We start from the raw sequence: 14,858 nt of genomic DNA, 5'->3' as shown, positions 1-14,858 counted from the left end.
GCCCTCGTGGCCAGTCATCGAAAGCCCAGGCAGCGCCCGCTCTCCGGCGGCTCGGTACGGACCGCCGCCACCATCGCCCTCGCGGGCGCTGCCACCGCCACCGCCTTCGAAGGCACCTCCCAGGCCGACCCCCGGCCCACCCCCGCCCAGATCAAGACGGAGGTGGACCGGCTCTACGAGGAGGCCGAGGCGGCGACCGAGCGGTACAACGGGGCGAAGGAGCAGGCCGACGACGCCGAACGGGCCCTGACCGGCCTGCGCGACGAGGCCGCCCGCAAGGCCGACCAGCTCAACACCGCCCGCAGCGCGCTCGGGACGCTCGCCGCCTCCCAGTACCGCAGCGGCTCCCTGGGCACCGCCGTACAGCTCGCGCTGGCCGACGACCCGCAGGAGTACCTCGCCCAGGCCTCCTTCGTCTCGCGCGCCGGGGAGCGCAACGCCGCCGGGATCACCACCGTGCGCCGCAAGCTGGACGAGGTCTCCACGCTGCGCGAGCAGGCGTCGGGACGGCTCGCCGACCTGCGGAGCCGGCGGGACGAACTCGCCGCCCACAAGGCCGAGGCCGAGGAGAAGCTCGGCGCCGCCAAGCGGCTGCTGGCCAAGCTCACCGCCGAGGAGCGGGCCGCCTACGAGGCCCAGGCGCCCGGCGCCGCCTCGGCCGCCCCCGCCGCCGGCCCGGCCGCCCCCGCGCCCCCGCCGCCGGCCGACGGCTCCCGTGCGGCCCGCGCCGTGGCCTTCGCGTACGGCTCGATCGGCAAGCCCTACGTGTGGGGCTCGACGGGGCCCGGCTCCTTCGACTGCTCGGGGCTGACCCAGGCGGCCTGGCGCTCGGCCGGGGTCTCCCTGCCCCGCACCACCTACACCCAGATCAACGCCGGCCGGCGCGTGTCCCGCGACCAGCTGGCCCCCGGCGACCTGGTGTTCTTCTACTCCGGGGTCACGCACGTCGGCCTCTACGTCGGCAACGGCCAGATGATCCACGCCCCGCGCCCGGGTTCGACGGTCCGGCTGGCGCCGATCGACTCGATGCCCTGGGCCGGCGCCTCCCGCCCCGCGTGAGGGATCCCGCGCCGGGCGCCACGGCGTGAGGCGCCACGGCGTGAGACGTCCCGCGTCAGACGTCCCGCGTCAGACGTCTCCGCGTGAGCCCGTCCCCTACGGGGCCTTGACCACGCCGCTCAGCCAGCCGAAGGTCTGCGGCAGCTGCTTGGACCACGATTCGAGGTTGTGGCCGCCGACGACCTTCTCGGCGTGGACGACGGTGGGCTTCTGCGCGAGCCCCTTGAGGTCCATGCCGGACAGGTAGCCGTCCTGCTCCGCGCCCGACAGCCACAGCGACACGGCCGGCGGGGCCTGCTGCGCCTTGAGGATGTTCTTCAGGTTGTGGGCGGCCCGCGTCTGCGGATCCTGTGCGACGAGCGAGGTGGGTTCCTGGCCGGGGTCGTTGTAGCCGGACAGGGAGACGGCCGCGCTGTAGCGGTCGGGGTGCAGGATGGCCAGCTTGGCGGCGCAGTAGGCGCCGGCCGAGTACCCGGCCACACCCCAGGTCCGGGCCTCGTCCGAGGCCCGGAAGTTGTCGACGACCATCTTGCGGACGTCGACGCTGAACCAGCTGTCGGCGTTGACCTTGCCGGGAAGGTTGGCGCAGCCGGTGTCGCCGTTGCCCACCAGCATGGCGCGCGGCGAGACGAGGATGAACGGCTGCACCTTGCCGCTCTTCATCAGCGGCTCCAGCACCTCGTGCGCCTTGAGCCCCTGGAACCAGGACTTGCCCGTCCCGGGTATGCCGGGGATCAGCTCGACGACCGGGAACTTCTTGTCCTTGAAGGCCGGGTCGTCGTACTGCGGCGGCAGCCACACCAGGACGTCGCCCTTGACCCCGGAGATCTTTCCGTCGAGCTCGGTCTTCTGGACCCGGCCGCCCAGCCCCTCGACGGGCTGGAAGGCCTGCTTGACCTTCGGGGCCTCTTCGACCTTCTTGCCGCCGAGCCCGTCCGGGCCGAGGTCGGGGGCCGCGGTGACGTACTTGCCGGTGCCGAGCAGGTCGTCCCACGAGTTGTAGAAGTGCTCGGCCCTGTTGACGGCTACGAACACCACGGCGACCGCTGTGACCTGGGCGAACACCACCATCAGGAAGCGCAGGGCGGTGCGGACGACGGCGGGGCCGCGCACCTTGCTCCACACGGCCAGGGGCAGGATGACGGCGATCGCGGTCAGTGCGATCACCGTGGCGAAGAAGGGTGTCCCGGTCAGGCTCATCACGCCACCGTAGAGGGCGGCTCGCCGGGCCCCGGTTGCCCGGTCGACCTGCGGTTTCGGTCACACCGCAGGTCAAGGCCACGACAACGCGGGCAGCCGTCGGACGTCAGGTGTCCGACATCACGCGCGCCCCACGCGTCACACCAGTCGTCGGGCCGTCGCCCAGCGGGTCAGCTCGTGCCGGTTGGAGAGCTGCAGCTTGCGCAGCACCGCCGAGACGTGGGACTCCACCGTCTTCACCGAGATGAAGAGCTGCTTGGCGATCTCCTTGTACGCGTACCCGCGCGCGATCAGCCGCAGCACCTCGCGCTCGCGCTGGGTGAGCCGGTCCAGGTCCTCGTCCACCGGCGGGGCGTCCGTCGAGGCGAACGCGTCGAGCACGAAGCCGGCCAGGCGCGGCGAGAACACCGCGTCCCCGTCCTGCACGCGGAAGACGGAGTCCACCAGGTCGGTGCCGGTGATGGTCTTGGTGACGTACCCGCGCGCGCCGCCCCGGATCACGCCGATGACGTCCTCGGCCGCGTCCGACACCGACAGCGCGAGGAACCGCACCGGATTCTCGGCGGCCGCCATCAGCGGGGCGCAGCGCCGCAGCACCTCGACGCCGCCGCCGCCGGGCAGGTGCACGTCGAGGAGGACCACCTCGGGCCGGGTGGCCGTGATGACGGTGACGGCCTGGTCGACGTCGGCGGCCTCGCCGACGACCTCCACGCCGGTCCGGTCGGTCTCGCCGATCTCGGCCTGCACCCCGGTACGGAACATCCTGTGGTCGTCGACGAGCACCACCCGGACGCGCCTGGTCTCCCCCACGCCTGCGTTCTTCTCGTCCTCGGTCATGCCGCGTTCGCCGCCCTCTCCATCTCCAGCTCGACTTCCGTGCCGCCGTCGGGCGCGGACCGCAGTCGTGCGGTCCCGCCGTTGCGCTGCATCCGGCCGATGATCGATTCTCGTACGCCCATGCGGTCGCCGGGTACCGCGTCGATGTCGAAGCCCGGCCCCCGGTCCCGTACGGACACGAACACCGTCTGGCCCTCCACCTCGGCGTACACCTGTACCGGCCCGCCCTCGCCACCGTACTTGGCGGCGTTGACCATCGCCTCGCGCGCGGCCTGGATCTGTGCGGCCAGCTTCTCGTCGAGCGGGCAGTCGCCGACGACGACGACCTCGATGGGCACGCCGTGGTGGTCCTCGACCTCGGCGGCGGTCTTCTTCACCGCCTCCGCCAGGGTCGCGGGCTCCTCGGCCTCGTCCTTGCCGGTGCCCTCGGGCTTGTAGAGCCAGTTGCGGAGCTCACGCTCCTGGGCCCGTGCGAGGCGGCGCACCTCGCCCACGTCCTCCGCGTTGCGCTGGATCAGGGTGAGGGTGTGCAGCACGGAGTCGTGCACGTGGGCGGCGACCTCGGCGCGTTCCTGGGCGCGGATGCGCATCAGCCGTTCCTCGGAGAGGTCCTGCGTCATCCGGATCAGCCAGGGTCCGGCGAGCAGGGCCACGCCGACGAGGACGGCGAGGGTGGCGGTGAGGACGTTGCCGAGCTGGGCGGCGGAGCCCCGTACGACGATGAAGACGGTGAGGCCCACGCCGACCAGGGCGACCCCGGCGAGCGCGCGGGCGGCCTGGAAGAGGCGCCCGTGCCGGCCGGCGGCGGTGGTCCAGTGGGCGCGGCGGGCGTTGTCGGCCTGCCGCCATACGAGAACCACCCCGGCTCCGACCAGCAGCGTCGGCCACACGTAGCGCCCGGACTCGCCGCCCAGCTGCACCTTGGAGATGAAGATGCCCGCGCCGATGAACAGGGCGATCAGCGCCGTGATCTGCCCGCGGTCCGGTTTGCGCAGGCGGCGGGTGCCGTCGGGGAGGGACTCGAAGAAGGAGCGGTGCCCCGCGCGGCCGCCGACGCCGAGCGGCACGAACACCCAGAACGCGGCGTAGAGCAGCACGCCCAGCCCGTCGCCCCACATGAACAGCAGGAGGAACGCCAGCCGCACCCAGCCCACGGGCAGCCCGAGGTGCCCGGCCAGTCCGCGCGCGACACCGCCCAGCATCCGGCCGTCGGCGCTCCGGTACAGCTTGCGCTGCGGCGGGTCGTCGGCGTCCGGGGCGTGCGGTGGGCGGGAGGCGGCGGCTACGGGCATGTCACCAAGGGTCACATGGCGGGCCGCGGCCCGGCATCAGGGCATCCCCCCACTTCTGCCCGTCAGATTTCAGGGTTGCGCCAGGGTAGGGCCGGATTCCGGGCGGCCGCACCGCCCGTCACCATGGACGCATGACCGAAGTACACGATGCTCCGCCGCAGGCACCCGGGGCGCCCCGGGCCGCCGAAGCCCGGCCTTCCCTGCGCCGCAGCAAGCGCGACAAGGTCCTCGCGGGCGTGTGCGGCGGTCTGGGCCGGTACTTCGACCTGGACCCGGTGGTCTTCCGGATCGTCCTGGGCGTCCTCGCGGTCACCGGCGGCGTCGGCCTGATCTTCTACGGCTTCGCGTGGCTGCTGCTCCCCCCGGAGGGCGAGGAGGACAGCGAGGTGAAGAAGCTGCTGACGGGACGGGTCGAAGGGGCGACGCTGGCGGCCGTGTTCGCCGCCCTGGTGGGCTGCGCGCTGTTCCTGTCGATGCTGGACAACGGCGGCCTGGCCGTCTTCTCGGTGCTGGTGGTCCTGGCGCTCGGCGGGGCCTCGTACTGGTCGCAGCGGCGGCGGGCCGCCGCGCCCGAGACGGAGGCACCGGCGCCGGGCGGGGCCGCGCCCCGCGCCGCGCACGCGCCGGCGGCCCCGCCGGAGACGAAGGCGCCGCCCACCCCGGGCGCCCCTTCCTGGTGGCGGGACCCGCTGGTCAAGGACGGCACCACCGGCCCCGTCGGCACGACGGGATACCTGTGGGGGCCCGAGGACGACGCCGGCCCGGCGGAGCCCGACGCGGCCGGCGCCGCCGACGCGGCCGTCCGGCGACCCGCCGCCGCCCGGGTCCGGGGGCGCGGCGGAATCGGCGGCCGGGTGTTCGTGCTGGCGCTGCTGGCAGGGGCCGTCGGTACCGCGGCGGGCTGGGAGGGCAGCCCGCTGGGCGAGGCCCTGCAGACCGGGCTCGCCGCCGCCCTGATCGTCTTCGGCCTCGGCCTCGCGGTCAGCTCCCTGCTGGGTCGCACCGGCTTCGGCACGGTCGTGCTGGCCGTGTTCACCGCGGGCCTGCTCGCGGGCGCGGCGGCGCTGCCGCGCGAGATCGGCACCGACTGGCGGGAGGTGCAGTGGCGTCCGGCCGCCGTGGCCGACGTACGGCCCGTGTACGAGGCGGGCACCGGGCTGGCGACCTTGGACCTGAGCCGCCTGGACGTGCCGAAGGGCACCAGCGTGGCCGTCAGCGCCTCCGTCGACGCGGGCCGGCTCAAGGTGCTCCTGCCCCGGGAGGTCACCGCCGAGGCGGACGTCACCGTCCGGCGCCTCGGCGACATCCAGCTGCCCGGCGACTACGCGGGCCGCATCGAGCGGGCCGGGCCCGGCCGGCAGGACCGGACGGCGACCCTCGCGCCGCCCGCCGGCACCGAGGCCGGCGGGACGATCGAGCTGGACCTGAGTGCGGGAATCGGACAGGTGGAGGTGGCCCGTGCGGCGTCATGAGTTCCAGCCGGGACGGCTGATCGCGGGGCTGGTCCTGCTGCTGGCGGGCGTGCTCTACCTGGTCGAGACCACCGGTGGGGCGGACATGCCGTGGTACGCGGTCATCCCGATGACCGCGGGCGGGCTGACGCTGGCCGCACTGGTGGGGCTGGTGACCTATGCGGTACGCCGGGACCGGCGCGACCGGATCTCCGAGTCCAGCGACAGGTAGGGGGCGCCGGCGAGGATCAGCGGGGTCCAGGCCATCAGGTAGATCAGGTCGTTGCCGTAGTAGTACGGGGCCACCGCCCACGACACCGTGAGCCACAGGCTCAGCGAGATCAGCGCACCGGCGGCGGCCGCGGTCCGGGACAGCAGGCCGACCAGGGTGCCGAGGCCCACCAGGATCTCGGCGACGGCCAGGAACACGGCGAAGCCGACGGGCGATTCCAGGGACAGGTCCACGAGGGCGGGGATCGCGGAGGTGTCGCGCACCCCGCGCATCAGGTCGCCGATGGAGCCGTCGCCGGAGGCGGAGAGGAACGCGGGGTCGAAGAGCTTGTCCAGTCCCGCGTAGACGAAGGTCGCGCCGAGGAAGAGGCGCAGGGGCAACAGGTGGTACCGGGCAGCCTGTTCACGCAGCCCGCGCGGTACGTCGGTCCGGGGAGGTGCTTCGGTTCTGGTCACGCGTCATGTCTACCCCGATCACTCGGCCACGTCGATGGTGCAGCGGTTGGATTCCACTCCGGCAGCCGTGACCACCTGGATCTCGGTGCGCCCGGGTTCCACTTCCGCCGGGACCGGCACCGTCAGCACCGCGTCGGAGGGGTTGGTGAACCCGCCCGGCACCGGGACCAGCGGCACGTGGACGTGGACCGCCCCGATCCGCACCACCAGCCGGGCGAGCATCTCCGGGGTCTGCGCGCCGGGCGGTACGAAGCCCACGCCCCGGATCTCGATGTCGTCCCCGGGGCGGACGGCGGCGTCCAGGTCCCCGGGCTCGCGTCTGCGCACCACCGACAGCACCAGCGGGCGGCTGCCCTCCGCGTACTTCGCCGCCAGGTAGACCGCTGCCGACAGGGCCACCAGCAGGGCCAGCGCCCAGGGCAGCTGAGGCAGCCGGTCCGGGAAGCGGGCGAGCGAGGCCGCCGCGTAGGCCAGTACGACGGTGGAGACGAGCACGTACTGCGCGTCGGGGAGGCTCCCGCGACCCGCGTCGTCCGTCAGCAGGTCCGCTCCGCGCGGCCGGTCGGCCGGCAGCTTCTGCAGCCGCTGGCTCATGATCCGTACGCAGACCACCCGGCGCACCAGCACCGCCACCGCGGAGGTCAGCACGACCACCGACAGCAGCGGCAGCGCCCGGTCCAGGGCGAGGCCCGCGTACAGCGCCTGCCGCTCCGGGCCGGGGACCGAGGCCGCCAGCCGCAGCGTGAGCAGCAGCGTGGCGAAGGCCGTCAGCACCACCCAGGCGGTGGGCACCGCCTTCGAGGCGGACAGCCGGTTGTCCTCGCCGACCAGCGGGGCCAGCAGCCCGCCACGCACCGACTGGCCGCGGGCGGCGACCGTCAGCAGCCCGGCGAGCAGCAGGGCCGCGAGCAGTCCGGCGGTGCGCGCCGTGGACCAGCCGGCGCCGAGCGCGGCGGCGACCTGGACCAGGAGCAGGACGCCGGCGGCGATCCACACGGCGAGGACGGCCCGCCGGGAGAACACGTAGAGCCAGGAGTTGCCTGCTTCCCGGCCCCGGTCGGCGACCGTACGGGCCGACAGGGTCAGCTCGTCGGAGACCCACTGGCGGGAGGCGCCGAGGGAGTGGGCGACCGCGGCCGGCACGCCCTGCCCGGCGGCGAACTCGTCGCGCTTCTCCAGGAACGCGGCGACCGCGCGGCGGTGCCCTTCCCGTGCGCACTCTTCGCAGGCGCAGGCAGTGGTATGGGTGCCGCGGGACATCTCTTGGACAGCCATGTACGTGCCGCCTCTCTGAACTACGGGGCAATGCCAGCGAATTGTGCACCACTGGGGCAGTGCTCCGGATTGCGCACGATGTCAGAGCAGGTGATTAACGGTTCATGATGTTGACGCCATGTCCGCGACGGTCTGCCACAGCGGCTGGTAGCTCACCCAGGCGGCCAGGTCCCCGCCGAACCGCTCGCGGGTGGCCACGGCGCTGTGGTGGTCGATGAGCACCGGTTTCCCGGCGGCCCGTGCGATCAGCTGGACCTGTGCCGCCCGTTCCGCGGCGACGAACCACCAGGCGGCCGCGTCCACCGAGCCGCCGACCGTCAGCAGCCCGTGGTTGCGCAGGATGAGCGCCTTGTACGGCCCGAGCGCGCGCCCGATGCGCGCGCCGTCCTCCGCGCCGGCGTACTCGTCGAGGAGCGCGTGGTCCTCGTAGAAGGCGCAGGCCTCGTGGGTGATCGGGGCCAGCAGCTCGCCGAGGGCGGCGAGGGCCCTGCCGTACGGGGCCTGCGCGCGGACGACCGCCACCGCGTCGGGGCGGGCCCGGTGCACGGCGGCGTGCACGGCGAAGGCCAGCTGGTTGACGCGCCGCTCCCCCCGGACCACCCGCCCGTCCCCGTCGACGAGCAGCAGGTCCTCGGGGCCGAGCGAGGCGAAGGTCCGGCCGAAGGGGTTCACCCAGTAGCAGTCGTCGGACTCCGGGTCCCGCGCGGTGACGTGCCCGGCGACCCCGTCCTCGTACCCGAGGCGGGCGAACAGCCGCAGCGCGCCCGCGAGCCGCTCCTTGCGGTACGCGCGCTCCTCGGCCGGATCCGTGTGCGCGGGCGGCATCTCGAAGCGCAGCCGTTCCACGGGCACGGGTGCGGGCTGGTCCGGCATGGGCGCTCCTTCGACGGCTCCTCGGCTCGCGGCGCAAGGTACCCGCGGCCCTGCCAAGTGGCCAGAGAAACGGCGGAGCCGCCGCTCCGCAGGGAGCGGCGGCTCGTCACGCCCGGCGGGTGGGGACTGCTACTCCCACTCGATGGTGCCCGGGGGCTTGCTCGTGCAGTCCAGGACCACACGGTTCACCTCCGGCACCTCGTTGGTGATGCGGGTGGAGATCCGGGCGAGGACCTCGTAGGGCATGCGCGTCCAGTCCGCGGTCATCGCGTCCTCGGAGGAGACGGGGCGCAGCACGATCGGGTGGCCGTAGGTGCGGCCGTCGCCCTGGACGCCGACGCTGCGGACGTCCGCGAGCAGGACGACCGGGCACTGCCAGATCTCGCGGTCCAGGCCGGCCGCGGTGAGCTCGTGGCGGGCGATGGCGTCGGCCTCGCGCAGCAGGTCCAGGCGCTCCTTGGTGACCTCGCCGACGATGCGGATGCCGAGGCCGGGGCCGGGGAAGGGCTGGCGCTGGACGATCTCGTCGGGCAGGCCGAGCTCCTGGCCGACCATGCGGACCTCGTCCTTGAACAGCTGGCGCAGCGGCTCGACGAGCTCGAACTCGATGTCGTCGGGGAGCCCGCCCACGTTGTGGTGGGACTTGATGTTGGCGGTGCCGGTGCCGCCGCCGGACTCGACGACGTCCGGGTACAGGGTGCCCTGCACGAGGAAGGCGACCGCGGGGCCCTCCTCCTGGAGGATCTCCAGCTGGGCCTGCTCGAAGACGCGGATGAACTCGCGGCCGATGATCTTGCGCTTGGCCTCCGGGTCGGAGACGCCGGCCAGCGCGGTCAGGAAGCGCTCCTGCGCGTCGACGACCTTCAGCTGCACGCCGGTCGCGGCGACGAAGTCCTTCTCGACCTGCTCGGTCTCGCCCTTGCGCATCAGGCCGTGGTCGACGTAGACGCAGGTCAGCTGGGAGCCGATGGCCTTCTGCACGAGGGCCGCGGCGACCGCGGAGTCCACGCCGCCGGACAGGCCGCAGATGGCGCGCTTGTCGCCGACCTGCGCCTTGATGGCCGCGATCTGCTCCTCGACGATGTTGCCGGTGGTCCAGGTGGGGGCGAGGCCGGCGCCGCGGTAGAGGAAGTGCTCCAGGATCTGCTGGCCGTGCGTGGAGTGCATCACCTCGGGGTGGTACTGCACGCCGTACAGCTTCTTCTCGTCGTTCTCGAAGGCCGCCACGGGCACGACGTTCGTCGACGCGGTGACGGTGAAGCCCTCGGGGGCGGCGGAGCAGGCGTCGCCGTGGGACATCCACACCGACTGGTTGTCGGGGGTGCCCTCGAAGAGGGTGGAGCCGGCCTTGGAGACGGCCAGCGGGGTGCGGCCGTACTCGCGGGCGCCGGTGTTGTCGACCTGGCCGCCGAGCGTGACGGCCATCAGCTGGAAGCCGTAGCACATGCCGAAGACGGGGACGCCGGCCTCGAAGATCGCGCGGTCGAGCTGGGGGGCGCCCTCCTCGTAGACGGAGGACGGCCCGCCGGAGAGGATGATCGCCTTGGGGTTCTTGGCCAGCATCTCGTCGACGGGCATCGAGCTCGGCACGATCTCGCTGTAGACCCGTGCCTCGCGGACGCGGCGGGCGATGAGCTGGGCGTACTGGGCGCCGAAATCGACGACGAGAACCGTGTCCGGGGCGCTGTCGTGGACGGCGGAGGGTGCTTCTGGCACGGGGCGGCCTTCCGGCGGGAGAGGTGGCTGTTCTGTCGATTCTAACGGGGGACGCCGGGGCCCCTTCGTCTCACCATCCGAATGTGCTTGGCGTGCGGGGGGACGGGAGGCAATAATCCCTTCCGTGCGCAAGCAGCTGAGCTTCCTCTTTACCTATGGCACCGGCCGGTCCGGTCGCCATGGGTCATCGTGATGCTCGCTTGAGCCGCTGACTTCCCAGAGCGCCCCGGTCCGACAGGACCGGGGCGCTCCGCGTTTCCGCTCCTGACGGCACGACCCACAGGAGAACACCATGAGCGTCACCACCACCCCCGAGCAGCTGATCACCGAGTCCCGTACCCGTATCGACGCGATCGACGACCGGATCATCGGGCTGATCCAGGAGCGGATGGCCGTCTCGACGGTCATCCAGGACGCCCGGATCGCCTCCGGCGGGCGCCGGGTGCACCTCTCCCGCGAGATGGAGGTGCTGTCCCATTGGAGCGAGGCCCTGGGCAAGCCCGGGACCTCCCTCGCGATGACCCTGCTGGAGCTGTGCCGGGGCCGGGTGTGACGGCTGTTCGTCACCCGTCCGGCGCGTGACCGGGCCGGGGACCCTTCGTTGGTGAGGGTGTCCGCGGCAGCCAGCCGCGGAGCCGCAACACCACCACGCGTGGCTCCGCAGGAGCGATGAGACGTACGCCTCGTGGTGCGTGCGTCGTGGGACCTCGCTCCTTCGCGTGACCGGACGGCAGGGGACAGCAGCCCGGTCACCCCGCAGAAAACGGCCGGTCCGGGGGACGCCCCGGGCCGGCCGTTCCGCGTCCGCGCGCGTACGCGGCCGCGCGGGTGCCGTGGCTAGGCGTGCGTGCCGGTCCTGCGGCGGAAGGCCAGGACGAGACCGCCGCCCGCGGCCACGAGCACCGCGCCGCCGAGCGCGAGGGCCCCGGCGGGGCTGCCGGTGGCGGCGAGGCCGCCGTTCGCCGTGGCGCCGGAGGTGGCGGTGGCCGTGGCCGTGGCCGTGGCCGAGGAGGTCGCCGTGGCGGTCGGGGAGGCGGTGGCCGTGGCGGTCGGGCTCGGCGTGGCGCCGCCCTCCTTCGCGCTGATCACGACGGACGCCTTGTCGTTGGCGTGGTTCGGGTCCCACGGCTGGCCCTTGGTGCCCTCGGGCGTCCACTGGCCGACCGAGACGGAACCGGCCGCGTTCGCCACGACCTGCTCGATCTTCAGCTCGAACGGGTAGGTGAACTTCTCCCGCTCCCCCACGACGTGCCCGGTGGAGCAGAAGTAGCGCGGCGCGCCCAGCGTCTGCTCGCGGGTGGTGCCGTCGGCGTTGACGCCCTGGCAGCCGGCCGGCACCTTGGTGGCCTTCGTACCGGCCGGGATCACGATGTCGGTGCGGGCGACGCTCTCACCGGAACGCAGGTACGCCACCCAGGCGGGGCCGTTGTTGCGGAAGCCGAAGTCGGCCTTCACCGTCTCGCCCGCCCCGCCGGCGAGGGCGACGGGCCAGGCCACGAGGTCGGCGCTGTTCTTCGTCCGGAAGTCGAACTCCTGGAGGTTGTTCCAGGGGTCGAGGTCCACCGACTGAGCGGAGGCCTTGGCGGCGCGCTCGCGCACGGCCAGCTTCTTGCCGCCGGTCGGCTTCTTGGAGGTCTTGTCGGCCTTCGGCTCGTCGCCGGCTGCGTACACGGCGTAGGTGAGGCCGTCGGCGAAGGCGTGCGGGGCTGCCTTGAGGGTGAGCGGGCCGTCGACCCCGTAGACGGCGCCCGGCTTGTACTCGCCCTCCAGCAGGCACTGCACCGTGCTCCAGCCCGTGTTCCAGGGCCGGCCCTCGCTCGGGTCCTCGGAGTAGGAGCAGTTGTCGTACTGCTCGACCAGGTCGATGCCGTGCGTGGTGCGCATCTCCAGGACGACGCCCCGCACGGACTCCGTGCCCTCGTTGGCGAAGACGATCGACAGGGGCTGCTTGTCGCCCGGCTTCTGCTCCGCCTTGAGGTCGGCCCGCTCCAGGACGAGGTCGGGGCCGCCGATGCGGACCTTGGTGGTGGCGGTCTTGAAGGTGGCGCCTTCGGCCTTGCCGGTCACGGTGAGGGCCGCGGTGGCGCCGGCCTTGCTGTCCTTGGCGGCGCTGAGGTCGAGGTCCACGACGGTGGTCTCGCCCTTCCACAGTGCGGGGCGCTTGCAGGTGACGGCGGCCTCGGTGAGGGCGCAGTCCGAACCCTGCTGCTTGGCGAGTGCGACGTCGGCGATGCCCTTGAGCCCGGTCAGGTCGATCGTGAACGTGCTCTGGCGGTCGAACGCCGAGGCGGTGTCGTTGACGAGCCGGAACTCGACCGAGGTCTTCTGTGGTCCGCCGTTCTGCCCGGGGTGCGGGCGCAGCCCGACCTCGGCCGGTCCGGCCAGGGTGAAGACGGGGTCCGCGGCGTGTGCGGGAGTGGCGGCGAGCCCCAGGGCGGCGACGCCGCAGGCAGTCAGCAGGGAGATGCGCTTTCTCATGCTGCCGTTGACGGCCGAATGCGGCGCGCAGTTGCCTCGTTGGCCGTGTGATCGACACCACAGCCCGGCTCGGCGGATTCCGGTACAACCATCAAGGCTGAACATCTGTCACGTATGTACCGCGGTGGGTACCGCGCTCGGAGGGGGAGCGCGGTACCCATCGCCGTCATCCGGCCGGTTCCGGATCCCGTGGGGGAATTTCGGGGACCGCCAGGAACGGCAGCCGCAGCGCGCCGAACGCGTCCTCGGGAACGGCCGGACGGACCGGTCCCACCGCGTCCAGGCGGGTGTAGGCCGCGCCCTGTTCGGGCCGCGGGTCCCGCTCTCCCTTGTTCGGCCAGTACGACATCGCCCGCTCCGCCTGTGCGGTGATCGTCAGCGACGGGTTGACGCCCAGGTTCGCGGAGACGGCCGCGCCGTCGACCACCGAGATGCCCGGGTGCCCGTAGAGGCGGTGGTACGGGTCCACCACGCCCTCCTCCGCGGACGCCCCGATCGGGCAGCCGCCGAGGAAGTGCGCGGTCAGCGGGGTCCCCATCAGCTCGCCGATGTTGCTGCCGGGGAAGCCGTTGATCTCCTCGGCCAGCAGGGTCGCGGCCTGCGTGGCCTCCGCGATCTGCACCGGGTTCGGGGCGCCGTGCCCCTGGCGGGCGGTGAGCAGGCCCTTCCCGATCCCTCCCGGCTTGCGGTACGTGGTCAGCGAGTTGTCCACGGACTGCATCACCAGGCCGATGATGGTCCGCTCCGACCAGCGCCGGTTCGACAGCGACCGGGCCAGGTGCACCGGGTGCCGCACGGTCCTGGCGAGCCAGCCGCGCACCCGGTGGGCGCTGTAGGGCACCTGCAGGACGGTCATGAACCCCATGGCGTTGGAGCCCTTGCCGTAGCGGACGGGCTCGATGTGGGTGTCGGCGTTGGGGTGCACCGAGGAGGTGATCGCCACGCCGCGAGTGAAGTCGGCGCGCCGCTCCTCGCCGGGGCCCGCGCCGCGCCGGCGGCGGTAGCGGCGGTCGTCGGTCTGCGCGCCGACCAGGCCCTCGGAGTTGGTCCGGGTCAGCTCCCCGAGCCGCTGCGACAGGCGCGGCAGCTCGCCGCGGTCCTTCATGGTGTGCAGCAGGGTCTGCGTGCCGTACGTCCCGGCCGCGACGACGACGTACCGGCAGCGCAGCACCTTCGCCTTGCCGCGGCGGCGGCCGTCGGTGGGCACGGTGCGGACGCGGTGGCCGCCCTCCGGGTGCTCGGACAGGGCGGTGACCGTCGTCATGGGGTGGATGACGGCGCCGGCCCGTTCGGCGAGGTGGAGGTAGTTCTCGTTCAGGGTGTTCTTCGCACCGTGCCGGCAGCCGGTCATGCACTCGCCGCATTCGGTGCAGGCCTTGCGGGCGGGGCCGGCGCCACCGAAGTACGGGTCGGCGGTCTCCTCACCGGGCCGGACACGGGAGGTGCCCGCGGCGTCCTCGCCGTCGCCGAAAAACACGCCGACCGGGGCCATGTGGAAGGAGTCCGCCACGCCCATCCGGGCGGCGGCCGCCTTCAGGTGGACGTCGGAGGGCGTCAGGGTCGGGTTGAGGCGCACCCCGAGCATCCGCTTGGCCTGGTCGTAGTACGGGGCGAGTTCCTCGCGCCAGTCGGTGATGGACGCCCACTGACGGTCCTGGAAGAAGGCCTCCGGCGGCACGTACAGGGTGTTGGCGTAGTTGAGCGAGCCGCCGCCAACGCCGGCGCCCGCGAGCACCATGACGTTGCCGAGCAGGTGGATCCGCTGGATCCCGTACAGCCCGAGCGCCGGCGCCCACAGGTAGTTGCGCAGGTCCCAGCTGTTCTTCGGCAGGCTCTCGCGGGTGAAGCGGCGCCCTGCCTCCAGGACGCCGACCCGGTAGCCCTTCTCGGTGAGGCGCAGGGCCGAGACCGACCCTCCGAAGCCCGATCCGATGACGATGACGTCGTAGTCGTAGGCGTCGTCGCCGGATGCGTCGTGCGACACGGATAC

Annotated in this window: 13 protein-coding genes; 4 read left to right on the top strand and 9 right to left on the bottom strand. The window is 72.9% G+C overall.

Annotation, left to right across the window (positions count from 1 at the left end; all coding sequences use genetic code 11):
• The first annotated feature begins 6 nt into the window (after positions 1-6).
• Complete coding sequence (locus AB0F82_RS08835) at positions 7-1,059, top strand: C40 family peptidase (RefSeq protein WP_362625134.1); 1,053 nt, start codon at positions 7-9, stop codon at positions 1,057-1,059.
• A 96-nt stretch (positions 1,060-1,155) separates the two neighbouring features.
• On the opposite strand, the gene AB0F82_RS08830 is transcribed toward AB0F82_RS08835, so the two are convergent.
• The 3 genes from AB0F82_RS08830 to AB0F82_RS08820 form a co-directional block, all read right to left on the bottom strand.
• Positions 1,156-2,259: an alpha/beta hydrolase gene (locus AB0F82_RS08830; protein WP_362625132.1), complete on the bottom strand. Its 1,104-nt coding sequence runs from the start codon at positions 2,257-2,259 to the stop codon at positions 1,156-1,158.
• Between the two features lie 138 nt (positions 2,260-2,397).
• Positions 2,398-3,096 (bottom strand): LuxR C-terminal-related transcriptional regulator, encoded by a 699-nt coding sequence (locus AB0F82_RS08825; protein ID WP_030659486.1) that lies wholly within the window; start codon positions 3,094-3,096, stop codon positions 2,398-2,400.
• Positions 3,093-4,388: a PspC domain-containing protein gene (locus tag AB0F82_RS08820; RefSeq protein WP_362625130.1), complete on the bottom strand. Its 1,296-nt coding sequence runs from the start codon at positions 4,386-4,388 to the stop codon at positions 3,093-3,095. The genes AB0F82_RS08825 and AB0F82_RS08820 overlap by 4 nt, the downstream gene beginning before the upstream one ends.
• Before the next feature lie 131 nt (positions 4,389-4,519).
• On the opposite strand from AB0F82_RS08820, the gene AB0F82_RS08815 reads away from it, so the two are divergent.
• Positions 4,520-5,860, top strand: a complete 1,341-nt coding sequence (locus AB0F82_RS08815; protein ID WP_362625128.1) for a PspC domain-containing protein — start codon at positions 4,520-4,522, stop codon at positions 5,858-5,860.
• The gene (locus tag AB0F82_RS08810) at positions 5,847-6,071 is read left to right on the top strand and encodes a hypothetical protein (RefSeq protein WP_356811478.1); all 225 of its coding nucleotides are present in this window, start codon (positions 5,847-5,849) and stop codon (positions 6,069-6,071) included. Before AB0F82_RS08815 ends, AB0F82_RS08810 begins: the two co-directional genes overlap by 14 nt.
• Here AB0F82_RS08810 and AB0F82_RS08805 read toward each other — a convergent pair.
• The 4 genes from AB0F82_RS08805 to guaA form a co-directional block, all read right to left on the bottom strand.
• Positions 6,017-6,526 (bottom strand): DoxX family membrane protein, encoded by a 510-nt coding sequence (locus tag AB0F82_RS08805; protein ID WP_356811479.1) that lies wholly within the window; start codon positions 6,524-6,526, stop codon positions 6,017-6,019. The genes AB0F82_RS08810 and AB0F82_RS08805 overlap by 55 nt on opposite strands.
• An 18-nt stretch (positions 6,527-6,544) precedes the next feature.
• Entirely contained in the window at positions 6,545-7,801 is a 1,257-nt protein-coding gene (locus tag AB0F82_RS08800; RefSeq protein ID WP_362625125.1) for a hypothetical protein, read from the bottom strand.
• A 102-nt stretch (positions 7,802-7,903) separates the two neighbouring features.
• The gene (locus AB0F82_RS08795; RefSeq protein WP_362625123.1) at positions 7,904-8,674 is read right to left on the bottom strand and encodes a class II aldolase/adducin family protein; all 771 of its coding nucleotides are present in this window, start codon (positions 8,672-8,674) and stop codon (positions 7,904-7,906) included.
• A gap of 129 nt (positions 8,675-8,803) precedes the next feature.
• A complete protein-coding gene (gene guaA / locus AB0F82_RS08790; RefSeq protein WP_356811482.1) occupies positions 8,804-10,390 on the bottom strand; it encodes a glutamine-hydrolyzing GMP synthase in 1,587 nt (528 codons plus the stop codon).
• A 292-nt stretch (positions 10,391-10,682) separates the two neighbouring features.
• Between guaA and AB0F82_RS08785 the strand changes: the two genes are divergently transcribed.
• The gene (locus AB0F82_RS08785) at positions 10,683-10,943 is read left to right on the top strand and encodes a chorismate mutase (protein ID WP_356811483.1); all 261 of its coding nucleotides are present in this window, start codon (positions 10,683-10,685) and stop codon (positions 10,941-10,943) included.
• A 284-nt stretch (positions 10,944-11,227) separates the two neighbouring features.
• On the opposite strand, the gene AB0F82_RS08780 is transcribed toward AB0F82_RS08785, so the two are convergent.
• Entirely contained in the window at positions 11,228-12,868 is a 1,641-nt protein-coding gene (locus AB0F82_RS08780) for a hypothetical protein (RefSeq protein WP_362625120.1), read from the bottom strand.
• 166 nt (positions 12,869-13,034) lie between these two features.
• Positions 13,035-14,852, bottom strand: a complete 1,818-nt coding sequence (locus tag AB0F82_RS08775) for a GMC family oxidoreductase (RefSeq protein WP_362625118.1) — start codon at positions 14,850-14,852, stop codon at positions 13,035-13,037.
• Between the last annotated feature and the right edge of the window lie 6 nt (positions 14,853-14,858).

The sequence above is a fragment of the Streptomyces virginiae genome, assembly GCF_040638905.1.
GTDB classification, from domain to species: domain Bacteria; phylum Actinomycetota; class Actinomycetes; order Streptomycetales; family Streptomycetaceae; genus Streptomyces; species Streptomyces virginiae_B.
Note: the sequence above shows the minus strand (reverse complement) of the source record. Positions and strands in the feature narration are given on the sequence as shown.

Excerpts from the sequence above, each read along its gene's own strand:
- AB0F82_RS08795 (WP_362625123.1), bottom strand. The coding sequence starts at position 8,674 with ATGCCGGACCAGCCCGCACCCGTGCCCGTGGAACGGCTGCGCTTCGAG.
- AB0F82_RS08825 (WP_030659486.1), bottom strand. The coding sequence starts at position 3,096 with ATGACCGAGGACGAGAAGAACGCAGGCGTGGGGGAGACCAGGCGCGTC.
- AB0F82_RS08815 (WP_362625128.1), top strand. The coding sequence starts at position 4,520 with ATGACCGAAGTACACGATGCTCCGCCGCAGGCACCCGGGGCGCCCCGG.
- AB0F82_RS08785 (WP_356811483.1), top strand. The coding sequence starts at position 10,683 with ATGAGCGTCACCACCACCCCCGAGCAGCTGATCACCGAGTCCCGTACC.
- AB0F82_RS08800 (WP_362625125.1), bottom strand. The coding sequence starts at position 7,801 with ATGGCTGTCCAAGAGATGTCCCGCGGCACCCATACCACTGCCTGCGCC.
- AB0F82_RS08830 (WP_362625132.1), bottom strand. The coding sequence starts at position 2,259 with ATGAGCCTGACCGGGACACCCTTCTTCGCCACGGTGATCGCACTGACC.
- AB0F82_RS08820 (WP_362625130.1), bottom strand. The coding sequence starts at position 4,388 with ATGCCCGTAGCCGCCGCCTCCCGCCCACCGCACGCCCCGGACGCCGAC.
- AB0F82_RS08780 (WP_362625120.1), bottom strand. The coding sequence starts at position 12,868 with ATGAGAAAGCGCATCTCCCTGCTGACTGCCTGCGGCGTCGCCGCCCTG.